This is a genomic window from Marinobacter maroccanus (assembly GCF_002933275.1).
Classification (GTDB): Bacteria; Pseudomonadota; Gammaproteobacteria; order Pseudomonadales; family Oleiphilaceae; genus Marinobacter; species Marinobacter maroccanus.
Genome location: NZ_PSSX01000006.1, coordinates 150045 through 163485, shown reverse-complemented (window position 1 = coordinate 163485; position 13441 = coordinate 150045). Strand labels below are relative to the sequence as shown.

Sequence of the window (13441 nt, the reverse complement as noted above, 5' to 3'; positions counted from 1 at the left end):
CCGGATACCGGAAAGCGCTTTAAGAAAGTCGCTTACCGGACTGAATTTGAATCGCTCACAAGAGGAGCATGTGTTATGGCTGACTACAACATCTTCACTTCCGAATCGGTCTCTGAAGGCCATCCGGACAAACTGGCAGACCAGATCTCTGATGCCGTGCTGGATGCCATCCTGACCGACGACCCGCATGCCCGGGTTGCCTGCGAAACCATGGTAAAAACCGGTGTGGCCATCGTTGGCGGTGAGATCACCACCAGTGCCTGGGTCGATCTGGAAGACCTGGTGCGCGGCGTGATCAAGGACATCGGCTACACCTCCTCGAAAGTGGGTTATGACGGCGACACCTGCGGCATCATCAACATCATTGGCAAGCAGTCCGTCGATATCGCCCAGGGCGTTGACCGCCAGAAGCCGGAAGACCAGGGTGCCGGCGACCAGGGCCTCATGTTCGGCTACGCCAGCAACGAAACCGATGTGCTGATGCCGGCGCCGATCACCTTCTCTCATCGTCTGGTTCAGCGCCAGGCCGAAGCCCGCAAGAGCGGCCTGCTGCCTTGGCTGCGCCCGGACGCCAAGAGCCAGGTGACCTGCCGCTACGAAAACGGCCGGGTTGCTGGTATCGACGCGGTGGTTCTGTCTACCCAGCACGATGAGGACGTGACCCAGGAAGACCTGAAAGAAGCGGTGATGGAACTGATCGTCAAGCACGCCCTGCCAGCCGAGCTGCTGCACAAGGACACCCAGTTCCACATCAACCCGACCGGCAAGTTCGTGATCGGTGGGCCCGTTGGCGACTGTGGCCTGACCGGCCGCAAGATAATCGTAGACACCTACGGCGGCATGGCACGCCACGGTGGCGGTGCTTTCTCCGGCAAGGATCCATCCAAGGTTGACCGCTCCGCCGCCTACGCCGGCCGCTACGTTGCCAAGAACATCGTCGCCGCCGGACTGGCTGACAAGTGTGAGATCCAGGTGTCCTACGCCATCGGTGTGGCGCAGCCGACGTCGATCTCCCTGAACACTTTCGGCACCGGCAAGATCAGCGACGACAAGATCATTGAACTGGTGCGCGACAACTTCGACCTGCGGCCCTACGCGATTACCAACATGCTCGATCTGCTGCACCCGATGTACCGGGCGACCGCAGCCTACGGACACTTCGGCCGCGATCCCTATGAAATGACGGTCGGCGGCAAGACCTTTACCGCCTTCCCGTGGGAGAAGACCGATCGCGCCGCGGCTCTCAAGGATGCTGCTGGTATCTAAACCGATTTCGGGCGTATGTCATCAGGCATACGCCCAAGCCAAACTGACTGACAGGAGAACACCATGAGCACTCCCGCAGAAAAACTGAACAGCTTTGACGACTACAAAGTTCGCGATATTTCCCTGGCCGGCTGGGGCCGAAAGGAAATCAACATCGCTGAAGGCGAAATGCCTGCCCTGATAAAGCTCCGCGAGAAATACAAAGCCGAGCAGCCGCTGAAAGGCGCCAACATCATGGGCTGTATCCACATGACCATCCAGACTGCCGTGCTGATTGAGACCCTGGTGGAACTGGGCGCCAATGTTCGCTGGTCATCGTGCAACATCTTCTCTACCCAGGATCAGGCCGCTGCCGCCATCGCAGCTCAGGGCATTCCCGTGTTTGCCTGGAAAGGCGAGACCGACGAAGAGTACGACTGGTGCCTCGAGCGTACCGTCGGTGCCGACGTGGATGGCTGGGAACCGAACATGATCCTGGATGACGGCGGCGACCTGACCGCCCTGCTCCATGAAAAATATCCGGAGATTCTGGCCAACTGCCACGGTGTCACCGAAGAGACGACCACGGGTGTGCATCGTCTGCAGGAAATGCTGCGCGAAGGCACCCTGAAGGTGCCGGCGATCAACGTTAACGACGCAGTCACCAAGTCCAAGAACGACAACAAGTATGGTTGTCGCCACAGCCTGAACGACGCTATCAAGCGCGCTACCGACCACCTGCTTTCCGGCAAGAAAGCGCTGGTGATTGGTTACGGCGACGTGGGCAAGGGCTCTGCCGCCTCGCTGCGTCAGGAAGGCATGATTGTAAAAGTGACCGAGGCCGATCCGATCTGCGCCATGCAGGCGTGCATGGACGGTTTTGAAGTAGTGTCTCCGTACATTGACGGAGTGAACACCGGTACCGAGGCTGCCGTGAACCGCGACCTGCTGCAGAACACCGATCTGCTGGTCACCACCACAGGCAACATGAACGTGTGCGACGCGCACATGCTCAAGGCGCTGAAGAGCGGTGCCGTGGTGTGCAATATCGGCCACTTCGACAACGAGATCGATACCGCCTACATGCGCAAGAACTGGGAATGGGACGAGGTGAAACCGCAGGTGCACGTGGTTTACCGCGACAAGGCCACCAACGACCACCTGATTCTGCTGTCCGAAGGCCGCCTGGTTAACCTGGGTAACGCTACCGGTCACCCGTCACGGATCATGGATGGTTCCTTTGCCAACCAGGTTCTGGCTCAGATGTACCTGTTCGAGCGCAAGTTCGCCGACCTGCCGGAAGATGCCCGCGAGAAAGGCGTATATGTTCAGGTTCTGCCCAAGCACCTGGACGAGGAAGTGGCCCGGGCCATGGTGGAAGGCTTTGGTGGCGTGATCACCAAGATGACTCCGGAGCAGGCGAAATACATCGGTGTACCGGTCGAAGGCCCGTACAAGCCAGAAAGCTACAAGTACTGATCGGGTAAACAGATGCAATCCCAGAAACAGTTCAAGCGCCGTTTCAGCTTTGAGTTTTTCCCGCCCAAGACCGACCAGGGCAAGGAAAAGCTGCAGAACGTGCGCAACCAGCTGGCCGAGGTGAATCCGGACTTTTTCTCCGTCACCTTCGGCGCCGGTGGTTCCACCCGGGACCGCACCATCGAGACCGTGCTCAACCTGCATAGCCAGGGCATTTCCACGGCACCTCATCTTTCCTGCGTCGGCGGCACCCGCCAGGAAATCGGGGAGCTTCTGGATCTGTACCGGGAGCACGGAATCAACCGGATTGTCGCCCTGCGGGGCGACATGCCCTCCGGTATGGGTGCCGCCGGTGAGCTGCGCTACGCCAACGAGCTGGTGGAGTTTATCCGTGAGCACAGCGGCGACACCTTCAACCTGGAAGTGGCGGCGTACCCTGAGTTTCATCCTCAGGCCCGCAATGCCGAAGAAGATCTGAAGAACTTTGCCCGCAAGGTTCAGGCCGGTGCCAACAGCGCCATTACCCAGTACTTCTTCAACGCAGACAGCTACTTCTACTTCATCGACCGGCTGGAGAAAATGGGCGTTACCATCCCGGTTGTGCCGGGCATCATGCCCATCGTCAATTTCTCCAACCTGGTTCGTTTCTCGGACATGTGCGGCGCGGAAATTCCCCGCTGGATTCGCAAGCAGCTCGAAGCCTACGGCGACGACACGGATTCCATCCGCAAGTTCGGTGAGGAAGTGGTCACCGAGATGTGTGAGAAGCTGTTGAAGGCCGGTGCTCCAGGCTTGCATTTCTATACCCTGAACCAGGTAGAGCCCAGTATCAGCATCTGGAAGAACCTGGGCATCAGTGAGCGGGAGAAGATTGCTTTCTGATGTAGTACTGGTGTCGGATTACGGCCCTTCGGGCCTAATCCGACCTACGGTTCTTACCAGCCCCTTTCAATCTGCCATCATCGTAGGTTGGATTAGGTCCGTAGGACCGTAATCCAACAGCCCTCCCGGCCGCCGCCTCCCCGCCAAGCATTTGATTTCCTGTGCTCATCTGCGTAATAGTCTAAAGTGTATGTGATGCAGTTCCATCAACGCTCCCCGGAGATCGCAGTCAACAGCAGTGATTGGTCCGGCTTGCCTTACCGGGCAAATGGAGCCTCATAAGAAAGAAAAGGAGAATGTATGAGCACGAAGTGGCTGAAGACCCTAAGCGCCAGCCTGGCACTCACCGTTGCCGCAGGAACCGTCAGTGCAGAAACCCTGCGCGTCGTCACCGACCCCAGTTTCGTTCCGTTTGAAATGATGGACCAGGAAACCGGTGAGATGATCGGTTTCGATATGGAGATCATCCGCGAGGTGGCCGACCGTGCCGGTTTCGAGATTGACCTCAACACCATGGATTTCAACGGCATCATCCCTGCCCTGCAAACCGGTAACGTGGACATTGCCATCGCCGGCATCACCATTACTGAGGAGCGTGAGCAAATCGTCGACTTCTCAGATCCGTACTACGATTCAGGTCTGCGCATTCTTGTTCGCGAGAGCAACGGCGATGTCAGCGAATTCGACGACCTCGAAGGCAAGAAAATCGGCACCAAGATCGGTAGCACCAGTTACGACTACCTGGTCAAGAACCTGGAAGCCGATGACGGCGTAACCCCTTACCCTGGCAGCTCAGACATGTACATGGCGCTGATGTCCCGCTCCATTGATGCTGTCTTCTACGATGCGCCGAACGTGGGCTACTTCGCCCGCACCAAGGGTGAAGGCAAGGTGAAAACCGTTGGTCCGCTGTATGAAGGCCAGCAGTATGGTATCGCCCTCAGGAATGGCAGTGAGTGGGTTGATGACGTTAACGACGCCCTCGCCGCGATGAAGGAAGATGGTACCTATAAGACCATCTACGAAAAGTGGTTTGGCCCCATGCCTGAGGGCATGTAAGGGCTTCCGGACCCAAGCGGTCTGATTCCCTGTGCCGGGGCATCACTGCCCCGGCAATTCGTGACTCCAAAACTCTGCGGAGACTCTCACTGTGGAATTCCAGTTTCAGTTCGACTGGCAGGCAGCCATCGACTCTATCCCTTTTCTGATAAAGGGGATTCCCTACACCCTGCTGATTTCCTTCGGCGGTCTTCTTATCGGTTTTGCTCTGGGCATTTTCTTTGGCCTGCTGAGCATCAACAAGAAGTGGTTCCTGCGGTGGCCGGCAACCGCCTACATCGAAATCTTTCGTGGCACTCCGATTCTGGTTCAGGTCCTCTTTATCTTCTACGGCCTCCCCGACCTGATCGGTGGTCCCATTGATCCTTTGACGGCCGGCATCGCGGCCATCGCCCTGAACTCCGGCGCCTATATATCCGAGGTGGTCCGCGGTGGCGTACAGTCCATCGACAAGGGCCAGACCGAAGCCGGGCTTTCCCTTGGCCTTTCCCGCACCCAGACCTTCTGGTCGGTTGTCTGGCCGCAGGCGTTCCGCCGGATGATTCCACCGCTGGGTAACCAGGCCATTGTCAGCATCAAGGACACGTCGCTGTTCTCGGTGATTGGCGTTGGTGAGCTGGTCCGCCAGGGTCAGATCTACATCGCCAACACCTTTACCGCATTTGAGGTGTATTTTGTGGTGGCAATCCTCTACCTGGCCATCACCCTGTCCCTGTCAATCATTCTCCGCTTCGTTGAGCGGCGCGGACTGGCTTCTGTCTGAAGGAACGTTACCCATGACTCAGATTGTAAAAATGAAGGGCATGAACAAGTACTTCGGGAAACTGCATGTCCTTAAAGATATCGACCTTACTGTTGAACAGGGCGAAGTGGTGGTTATTATCGGCGCCAGTGGCTCCGGCAAATCCACCCTGATTCGCTGTGTGAACGGCCTTGAAGAATATGAATCCGGAACACTGGAAGTGGACGGCCAGCAGCTCGCGCCCAAGAGCGGCAACCCGAAAGCTCTGGCTGAAATCCGCAAGGAAGTCGGGATGGTATTTCAGCAGTTCAACCTGTTCCCTCACCTCACGGTGAAGAGGAACATCATGCTGGCGCCCCAGAAGGTGAAGGATGCCCCGGAAACCGTTGCCAACGCCACCGCCGAGCGGTTGCTCAACCGTGTGGGCATAGGAAACCAGGCTGACAAATACCCCAGCCAGCTGTCCGGCGGCCAGCAACAGAGGGTCGCGATCGCCCGGGCCCTGGCCATGGAACCGCGCCTGATGCTGTTCGACGAGCCAACCTCAGCCCTTGATCCGGAAATGATCGGTGAAGTGCTGGATGTTATGCGGGAACTGGCCAAGGAAGGCATGACCATGATGGTCGTGACGCACGAAATGGGCTTCGCCCGGGAAGTGGCCGACCGCGTGATCTACATTCACGAAGGCCAGATTGTGGAACAGGGTAAACCGGACGATGTGTTCGACAACCCGCAGAACGAGCGCACCCAGGCGTTTCTTTCACGGGTTCTTGCACACTGAGCCAAGCCAGCGTCGAAAGCCTCCGCTTGCGGGGGCTGCTTTTACCCGCTCCAATCGCCCAAAGCCTTATTTATCAAGAATTGGACAGACTCCCTCCAGCGACTATTCTTACATGAGCGATAAATAGTCAAATGGAGGTGTCTATGCGCTGGTCCAGACCCCGTCATTACCTGCTGCCGTCACTGATTTTATTCACCCTGTCCACTGGCACCCTGGCTCAATCTGCCGAAGAGCTTTTAAAAGAAATCAACGCGCGGAAGGAACGGATCAATCAGTTCCGGGCACTGCTAAATGATCCCGATCAGAGTACCCGACTCGCAGCTCTGGATGTCATGCTGAAATCCGACGACCTTGCCATGAAGGAAGTGGCCTATGGCATTGGCTTCAATAGCGCCGATGACGCGATGAGAGCACTGGCTCTGAAAGGAAAATTCAGAGACGTCACCGTTCTTCCGTTCAAACTAACAGCCGGCGAAACGGAAACAGAAGGCGAAAAAGGCACTCTGCAAAAGTTAGCGAACTCCTACAGCTTTAAACTAGGCGAGTTTCACGAGGACACCGGCCGATTCACCTTCTCTGGTGGCGATTATCCGCCCACCAAATATGACGGGCAGATAAGTGGGACAGGCCTCGAATTCCAGTCTCGTTATTGTCAGGGCTACTTTAACCTTGGCGACAGTGCAAATCTGATTGGAGAACTTCGCTGTAGCGGCGCTTTCGAAGGAACCTACAATGCCACAGCACGGCTACAGTAATTACCTGACGGGAATCACCAGGCCGGCAAGCCCGACGCCGGTCTCATCACCCCAGTGAGAGTAGATTCGTAGCATTACCTTTCGGGCACGGACTGGCGCAAAGGCCAGTTCCCTGACGCCTTCTGAGCTGAAATATGTTCCTGTAAAAACGGGAATCCAGCCACCTTTCTCCCGGGAACTGACCAGAAGCTCAACGTCCCGGGGCAGCCGCTCCGGTGGCGTGACGCCCTTACCAATCAGCACCACCCGATCAATCGCATGCACCCGATCCCCTTTTAGGGCAAAAACCACCTCTATTGGAAACCCTTCGGGTTCGGCCAGCCAGACAGTGCCTGCGTCAACACCGTCAACCAGATTAGACACCCTGTATTCTGCAGACACTGCCGGGCTTGACCAACGCTCAACGATTTCGGCCAGATTACCCTGGTTAGCTATCTCCGACTCCGGTGACATGGACTCCGCAACCTCGCTAGTAGTTTTGAGGCCGAAAAATGGCCGGATGGTTTCCACGGAACGATCAAACCGCAGTACCTTGCCTTCACCAGTCTGCGGATCCACCGACATCAAAATTCCCGCGGGCGTTTCATCCAGAGCGAGTAGACTGCCACTGAGCCCTTTGAACAGTTGATTTTCAGGTCCAACCGGGCTGACTCTCAGATACAGAAGACCCACATCCGAAACCCGAACCTCTCTCCGGCTCAGACTGCCATCGGAATTTACTGATACGATCTGGCCGCTTCCCGCCGTTGAGAGTGCCCGATCCAGGGAAAACGAACCTCCCAGATCAAAGTCACAGTTATCCGTGATGGCACCTGTCACACGTAACACCGCGAGATCGTAGCCAAAGCGTTGCAACAGGTCTGCTTCCCCCCTGGGGCGGGCACTGCTGCCACCGACCAGGGTGGCGAAAAAGCCATCGCCGATCACGTGCGCGGGGGTGACGGCGTAACATTCATTCAGGCGGCTCATCAGCACCGCCTGTCCGTTCTCACCGGCTGTCACAAAGGCCTGAGGCGGCATCGCCTCTGCCGTGCGAATAACCTGCAACAGAATGACGAGGAGCAGAGCTGTCGTTCTAATCACGGCTTGCCACATCCCTGAGAATTTCACGAACATTGGAATAGATCTCTATCGCAGCAAAAAACAGCGCTCCGAGACCAGCGAAAAACGATAACAGCGGGTCGTAAAGGAACCGAGCCCAGTTTGTGGCCCTTATCTGATAGCCGGAACTGCCCAGTCTTTCCACTTTAACGTGATCGGCACTACCATGGGCAACAAGCTGAATCGCGTTCAGAGCCTCAGTAAACCTTTCCTGATTGGTGGGCTCAATTCTGAAGAATCCCTCAACAATCGCTTCCTCGTGTTTTTCCCCTTCGGGCTGCTTCCAGAAGCCCACCTTGTCCCCCCGATCCAGCTCACTTGTGCCCGCACTGTAGCGAGTATCCCGGACCAATTGTTCTTCAAGCACGTTGACGGTTCCCTGAAGCAAAACGCTGTCGACGCCACTACTCACATCATCCCCGACCACAAGTGTGCCTCGAAAGGGCCAGACGAAGGGCCGGTCGTCCGATGACACCGTCAGCGACGCCCAATTTCCCAAGAGCCTGTCTACGTCATCCGGACTGACGATACTGCCGACCGATTTTTCAGTTCTGCTAAGCGTAAGCCTGACGTCCTGAATACCGTGGCGCTGAATATCCACCCGGGTACCCTGGTGAATTAACAAGTAGGCGCTCTCCGGCAGAAGTATCGCGCTATCCTTTGTCGCAAACGGACTTTTATGAAGGTTAGCGCCGCCAACACGCCACTCAGAAAAAGCGCCATCCGAGGTGACCACAGACGCCGTTTCCGTTACCGCATCCAGAGTGAATATGCGATCACGTCCATCCAGATACAGGCCCAGAAAAATCAGGATCAGGCCCGCCGAGAAGAACAAAGCCACTTTTCGGGACTGCCTCTCCAGGCTCATCACAAAGAGGAACCGGAATCTGCCAAAACGCCTTCTTACGGAACTGCAGACTCCCATACGCGTCACCTACCCATCCGTTCCGGCAAACGCACAACCAGATCCGTCGGTGGCATCATCCGATCAAACCGTCGGCGCATGATGCGGATGGCCAGACTTCCGGTCCCGGTATTAGCAATGGGTACCGTGCAAATGGTGTCGTATCCGGTTCGGCGCCCTTTCCTGATCAGGTGACATGCAATCGTGCTGGCAGCGATATCCGGCGAGGTGATCACAGCAAAGGTATCCGACCGACCGGAATTGACAAAAATATCCAGAGAATCCGGCAGTCGAGGGTTATCCCCCCGGACCGCGATCAGAACCGGGCCACTGTGCGCCTCACTGCAATCGCCCTCGTATCCGAGGACAGAAAGATCCGTTTCGGCGTAGCGGCTGAGGTCATATTTGGAGAGGTCTTGAAGGCGAACCGTGTCGGCATTCGAACCGGACGGCCATCGGAAGGTATTTTCGGACCAGTACAGTCCGTCACGGGAGATCACCCGGACACAGACATCTTCACTCTCCCGTGCCGGTGATGAAAACAGCGACAGCGCCTGCGCGGCCCTGGCATTCGAAGACAAAACACCGGCCACAACCCGGCCACCAACGGACGCTTCTTCCGTCAGCACTTCCTGAAAGTCTTTTCCTTTGAGCTCTGCAACTGCTTCCTGGGCAAAAGAAACCCGGGAGACAAAAGCACACAAGAAACTGATTACCAGAACAATCGCGCGATAGTCCATGTTCCGCTTCCTTGCCATATTCCGTGAAAGCGGATGGCCTGCACAGCAAAAATCAGGACCCAATCCGGATGTGTGCTGTTAACTATAGCAGGGAAACTCCACCAGAAGGGGCTCACCTAACAAAGCCAACTTGAGGTCTTCCTGCCAAACCGCAACAAAGTACGGCACGGTGGAATCCTCCGAGTACCAACACGTGTTACTCAGCCTAATATTCCTGAAATTCGTCAGCGACAAGTTTGAGGTACGCAAACAGGAGCTGATTGACGAAGGCCAGGGCGATTACGTGGACATGGTAGATTTTCTACACCATGAAAAACGTGTTCTGTCTGCCGCCCGAAGCTCGCTGGAGCCATATTCGCAAGCACCCCAAGCAGGACGACATCGTCCTCACATCGACACGGCGCTGTCCACCATCGAGAAAACTGACAAGTCCCTGCGCGTCGCCCTGCCGGACAACGACTTCTCCCTCCTGGGTATCGACGAGAGCAAACTGGCCGCCCTCGGCGACCAGCGAAAGCCCCTGCCCAATCACATCCGCCGGCAGTTCCCGGACTGGTTTGTGCTGACGGAGGAAATGGGGTGGGTGCCGGAGGGGTGGCTAATCAGCACTATCGGCGAGGAGGTTGAGGACCACCGGCAGCGCCACGCCAAGCACCAAGAATCCGGATTTCTGGGATAACGGAGTACATCCGCTCTACACCCCAAAAGATATGTCGCAACTGATATCTCTGGTGTTGATGGATACAGCGAGACACCTGACCGACGCTGGCTTCCAGAAAATTTCTGTCAGGCGAGCTTCCGCAAGGAACGGTGCTAATGTCCTCCAGAGTCCCGATTGGCTATCCGGTCATCAGCGACATCCCGGTTTCCGTCAATCAGGGCATCATTGCCATTCTGTCCAACCGAAACTATGAGCCGGTCTATCTGTGCTGTGCTGGGCGAACACCAACATGAACCAGATTACCGACCGGGCCAATGGAAGTACGTTTCAGGAAATCAGCAAAAAGAACTTCCGCCCTATTCCGTTTCTGGTGCCCGGAAAAGGGATACTGGAAGCGTTCAACGAGCAAGCGGAGGCGATTTATTCGCGAATCCTGCTCACTTCCGAGCAAACGGATGCCCTGACCGAGCTCCGCGACACCCTCTTCCCCAAAGTCCTCTCCGGCGAACTTCGGATTCCGGAGGCAGAGAAACAAGTGGAGGAGGCCATCTAGCCTGTCTATATGCTCAGGCTTCACATCACCGACAAATGCGAATCCAGTCTGGGTGCGATCTGTAAGAATTACTTACAAGTTCATCAGGATGGGCAGCCAGCAAGTGCTTTCAGGCCAGCCGAAGAGCCCGAAATCGCTAATGGGCGCGCCATCCCGCAAACTCGAGAATTCTGTCCTTTTCAGTGTGAAGCGTTATCTCGATGCCATCGCCCGCCAGATTAGCAAGGGTTTCTTCGAACGCTTCCACACGAAAGTCATTAATCTGGCCAGGCTCCAGGCCTTTCACCGGAAATAACACGGGGCCGGATCAGCTCCTGAAAAAGTCCTTTGTGAGATCCATACTCCCGGTCGTTGTCACCAAACTCGGCGATCTGGTCTTGGAGCATACCCTGCACTCTGCACAACTCAGCATCCAGGTTCTCCATGGTTTTGAGGTACACCCCCCGGTCCAGCTCTTCAAAAAACTGGGTGATACGGGCATGTTTTTTCCGAAGCAGTTTAAAGCCCAGGTAGCGGGTTTTTGGCGCCCACAGCAAAATACCGACGTTGGCGAACTCGCCCGTCTCGATATAAGGCATAAACCGCACGATGGCGTATTGGCACGCTATCCTTCTCATCGGTAAGTCCGCTATTCTCGTTTTGAGGAAGCACGGGTTAGATCCTTCCATTTTATTTCACTACTGATCCCGCGACCGTGTTCAGTAAGACCTAACCCCATGAAAAATAAACTCCGTCTTATTTCATCGCAAATCGAAGGAAGCTATGACGGGGCCTCAGACAGGGCACAGCCAAAAACCCATGATCCGCCTCCACTGCACAAAGAAACTGCTGGCAAAACTGCCACTGCATTCATCCGGCAGCCTCAAGCGCAAGCGGCCGCTCCCATATGCCGCTAATGACGAGCCTGAAAGCCCGCTGAGCGGCTGGCACGCCAACCTGCTCACCATTCAGCGCCGCAACTGTGTGTTGTTCGTTCACGACAGCACCCGCTTTCCGGTACTCGCTACCTGCCTGACCAAACCGGACTTCGCAGAGCTGGACTGGTGGTTTCAGGATGCATTGCTGAACACGCTACTCAAATCCGGCGCGAATGAGGCGCAGATGGACGCTGCCGAGAGCGCCCTCGCAGAACTGGTTTGCGACTCGGAATGCGATAGGTCTGTGCAGGCAACCATGAACCGGATGGGGCAGGATCTGGAGTATCAAATTTGGTATGACCGGCTCCCGATCAGCGACCTTGCACCATACCGAACCGGAGCATGGCTGGCAGACAGGCCCTGTACGGTGAAGGGCGTCAAAGGCGCGATCTGGCCGCAGCGGGAGATGCTGGCGCTGTTGGATACCGCTAGGCGATAGTGCTTTGTTGTCTTAGCTGCGCCTGTAATCGCTGATCAATCCGCCCTGCTTCCCGCACGAGATTAACGCCCATGCTTACTTGGGCCACCTCCATTAAATCCGCCGGAATGGCTCGCTTCTGTGTTTCAGAGAACCAGGCCAACACATCGCACAAATGCCAGAGCGCCGACGCGCCCTCATGGACCGGCAGTGGAAAACTGGCCAGATGGGTTTGAATGAGTTTGCGCATGTTCTGGCGGGAAAACATCAGCAGACTCGCCATGTCGGAAATACCCACGAAATCCGGCCCGGCCTCCACCAGGCGGGCCTCAGGAAGCACCCGCTGCACATCCTGTAGCGCGCTGAGCATGGCTTGTTCTGCTGAAGCCGCTTCGCGTGTGAAGTTCAGAGCAAGCCGGCCCTTTTGACCGAGGCCGATGATGGCGTCATCACATCCCGCTTGAAACAATGAGCTCTCTACCTGGTCCTGCGCCAGATCTGGCGGAACTGAAAATTTAAGTGTGAAGTCGTACTCACGATTCATGATCTTCACCTCCGTTAGCCAGTCAATTCCGCGTAGGCCAGCGCCGCTTCAATATCTTTGTTCGCATGTCTCTTGCGGGGCATTCTTGCCATTCCTTGAGCAAATAATACACAGCCAGGTTGTCATATGACAACCTGGCTGCACCGAAAAGTTAGGCCGGATTCAGCTTCATGAGATACCGCCGCGCCACCCTGCCAAAAATCAGCAGGCATACGAGGGTCTGCAAGAGAAAGGCAACCGCAAAGCCGATCATCAGGATCCCCAATGGAAGCTCTGAAATAACCAGCATGACATCACCAATCGCAGGGGCATCGGCTGAAACGAACAGCAGGGCGATGAGGGAAACGAACGAGACAACCATAGCACTGAGGTTCACAGAGACGGACATTATCCAGTTCTCATGAAACGTCGGCGCCCTGCCGAACGCCGAAACCGAAGCGACCATTGCACCATAGGCGGCACCAATCATGGCCCCGATCTGCACGCCGGAATTCATTTCGATATTGAATACCTCTCCAATTGTGATGATACAGAGTTGGAAGGCTGCGTAGAGGCCGGTGAAGTTGAGGATGGTTTTAATAATCATGTTTAAGCTTCCTTGCTTATTAAGTAGACGTTTTAGTTGATTAACACGGCTGTTTGTTCTCCTCGATGACAGCT

Annotated in this window: 17 protein-coding genes; 11 read left to right on the top strand and 6 right to left on the bottom strand. The window is 56.0% G+C overall.

The window, feature by feature from the left end:
• Positions 1-75: 75 nt before the first annotated feature.
• The 7 genes from metK to KEHDKFFH_RS09430 all read left to right on the top strand — a co-directional run bounded on the left by metK (position 76) and on the right by KEHDKFFH_RS09430 (position 6943).
• Positions 76-1266 carry a methionine adenosyltransferase gene (metK, locus tag KEHDKFFH_RS09460; protein ID WP_053112926.1) on the top strand — a complete coding sequence of 397 codons (1191 nt, stop codon included), beginning with the start codon at positions 76-78 and terminating at the stop codon, positions 1264-1266.
• A gap of 63 nt (positions 1267-1329) precedes the next feature.
• Positions 1330-2724, top strand: a complete 1395-nt coding sequence (ahcY, locus tag KEHDKFFH_RS09455; protein WP_104321690.1) for an adenosylhomocysteinase — start codon at positions 1330-1332, stop codon at positions 2722-2724.
• 12 nt (positions 2725-2736) lie between these two features.
• The gene (gene metF / locus KEHDKFFH_RS09450) at positions 2737-3606 is read left to right on the top strand and encodes a methylenetetrahydrofolate reductase [NAD(P)H] (protein WP_104321689.1); all 870 of its coding nucleotides are present in this window, start codon (positions 2737-2739) and stop codon (positions 3604-3606) included.
• Positions 3607-3906: 300 nt separating this feature from the next.
• Positions 3907-4665 (top strand): transporter substrate-binding domain-containing protein, encoded by a 759-nt coding sequence (locus KEHDKFFH_RS09445; RefSeq protein ID WP_104321688.1) that lies wholly within the window; start codon positions 3907-3909, stop codon positions 4663-4665.
• A 91-nt stretch (positions 4666-4756) separates the two neighbouring features.
• Positions 4757-5428 (top strand): amino acid ABC transporter permease, encoded by a 672-nt coding sequence (locus tag KEHDKFFH_RS09440; RefSeq protein WP_014578168.1) that lies wholly within the window; start codon positions 4757-4759, stop codon positions 5426-5428.
• 13 nt (positions 5429-5441) lie between these two features.
• On the top strand, positions 5442-6188 hold the full coding sequence (locus KEHDKFFH_RS09435) for an amino acid ABC transporter ATP-binding protein (protein WP_104321687.1): 747 nt from the start codon (positions 5442-5444) through the stop codon (positions 6186-6188).
• A gap of 143 nt (positions 6189-6331) precedes the next feature.
• Positions 6332-6943, top strand: coding sequence for a hypothetical protein (locus KEHDKFFH_RS09430; RefSeq protein WP_104321686.1), 612 nt, complete (start codon positions 6332-6334; stop codon positions 6941-6943).
• Here the strand turns inward: KEHDKFFH_RS09430 and KEHDKFFH_RS09425 are convergent, their stop codons facing one another.
• The 3 genes from KEHDKFFH_RS09425 to KEHDKFFH_RS09415 all read right to left on the bottom strand — a co-directional run bounded on the left by KEHDKFFH_RS09425 (position 6944) and on the right by KEHDKFFH_RS09415 (position 9688).
• Entirely contained in the window at positions 6944-8026 is a 1083-nt protein-coding gene (locus KEHDKFFH_RS09425) for a hypothetical protein (RefSeq protein WP_146084201.1), read from the bottom strand.
• Complete coding sequence (locus KEHDKFFH_RS09420) at positions 8019-8912, bottom strand: hypothetical protein (RefSeq protein WP_104321684.1); 894 nt, start codon at positions 8910-8912, stop codon at positions 8019-8021. The genes KEHDKFFH_RS09425 and KEHDKFFH_RS09420 overlap by 8 nt, the downstream gene beginning before the upstream one ends.
• 62 nt (positions 8913-8974) lie before the next feature.
• The gene (locus tag KEHDKFFH_RS09415) at positions 8975-9688 is read right to left on the bottom strand and encodes a hypothetical protein (RefSeq protein ID WP_104321683.1); all 714 of its coding nucleotides are present in this window, start codon (positions 9686-9688) and stop codon (positions 8975-8977) included.
• Between the two features lie 169 nt (positions 9689-9857).
• Here KEHDKFFH_RS09415 and KEHDKFFH_RS20295 point away from each other — a divergent pair, with 169 nt between their 5' ends.
• The 3 genes from KEHDKFFH_RS20295 to KEHDKFFH_RS09405 all read left to right on the top strand — a co-directional run bounded on the left by KEHDKFFH_RS20295 (position 9858) and on the right by KEHDKFFH_RS09405 (position 10902).
• Complete coding sequence (locus KEHDKFFH_RS20295; protein ID WP_277872177.1) at positions 9858-10367, top strand: type I restriction-modification system subunit M N-terminal domain-containing protein; 510 nt, start codon at positions 9858-9860, stop codon at positions 10365-10367.
• Positions 10368-10504: 137 nt separating this feature from the next.
• Positions 10505-10642 carry a hypothetical protein gene (locus KEHDKFFH_RS20115; protein WP_158253193.1) on the top strand — a complete coding sequence of 46 codons (138 nt, stop codon included), beginning with the start codon at positions 10505-10507 and terminating at the stop codon, positions 10640-10642.
• A complete protein-coding gene (locus tag KEHDKFFH_RS09405; protein WP_104321682.1) occupies positions 10639-10902 on the top strand; it encodes a restriction endonuclease subunit S domain-containing protein in 264 nt (87 codons plus the stop codon). The genes KEHDKFFH_RS20115 and KEHDKFFH_RS09405 overlap by 4 nt, the downstream gene beginning before the upstream one ends.
• 257 nt (positions 10903-11159) lie before the next feature.
• Here KEHDKFFH_RS09405 and KEHDKFFH_RS09400 read toward each other — a convergent pair whose 3' ends face one another.
• Positions 11160-11570, bottom strand: coding sequence for a DUF3037 domain-containing protein (locus tag KEHDKFFH_RS09400; RefSeq protein WP_241956473.1), 411 nt, complete (start codon positions 11568-11570; stop codon positions 11160-11162).
• A 130-nt stretch (positions 11571-11700) separates the two neighbouring features.
• On the opposite strand from KEHDKFFH_RS09400, the gene KEHDKFFH_RS09395 reads away from it, so the two are divergent.
• Positions 11701-12258 carry a DUF6933 domain-containing protein gene (locus KEHDKFFH_RS09395; protein ID WP_104321744.1) on the top strand — a complete coding sequence of 186 codons (558 nt, stop codon included), beginning with the start codon at positions 11701-11703 and terminating at the stop codon, positions 12256-12258.
• Here the strand turns inward: KEHDKFFH_RS09395 and KEHDKFFH_RS09390 are convergent.
• A complete protein-coding gene (locus tag KEHDKFFH_RS09390; RefSeq protein WP_104321681.1) occupies positions 12248-12781 on the bottom strand; it encodes a DNA-binding protein in 534 nt (177 codons plus the stop codon). The genes KEHDKFFH_RS09395 and KEHDKFFH_RS09390 overlap by 11 nt on opposite strands.
• A 151-nt stretch (positions 12782-12932) precedes the next feature.
• Positions 12933-13367, bottom strand: coding sequence for an ABZJ_00895 family protein (locus tag KEHDKFFH_RS09385; RefSeq protein ID WP_104321680.1), 435 nt, complete (start codon positions 13365-13367; stop codon positions 12933-12935).
• Positions 13368-13441: the final 74 nt, after the last annotated feature.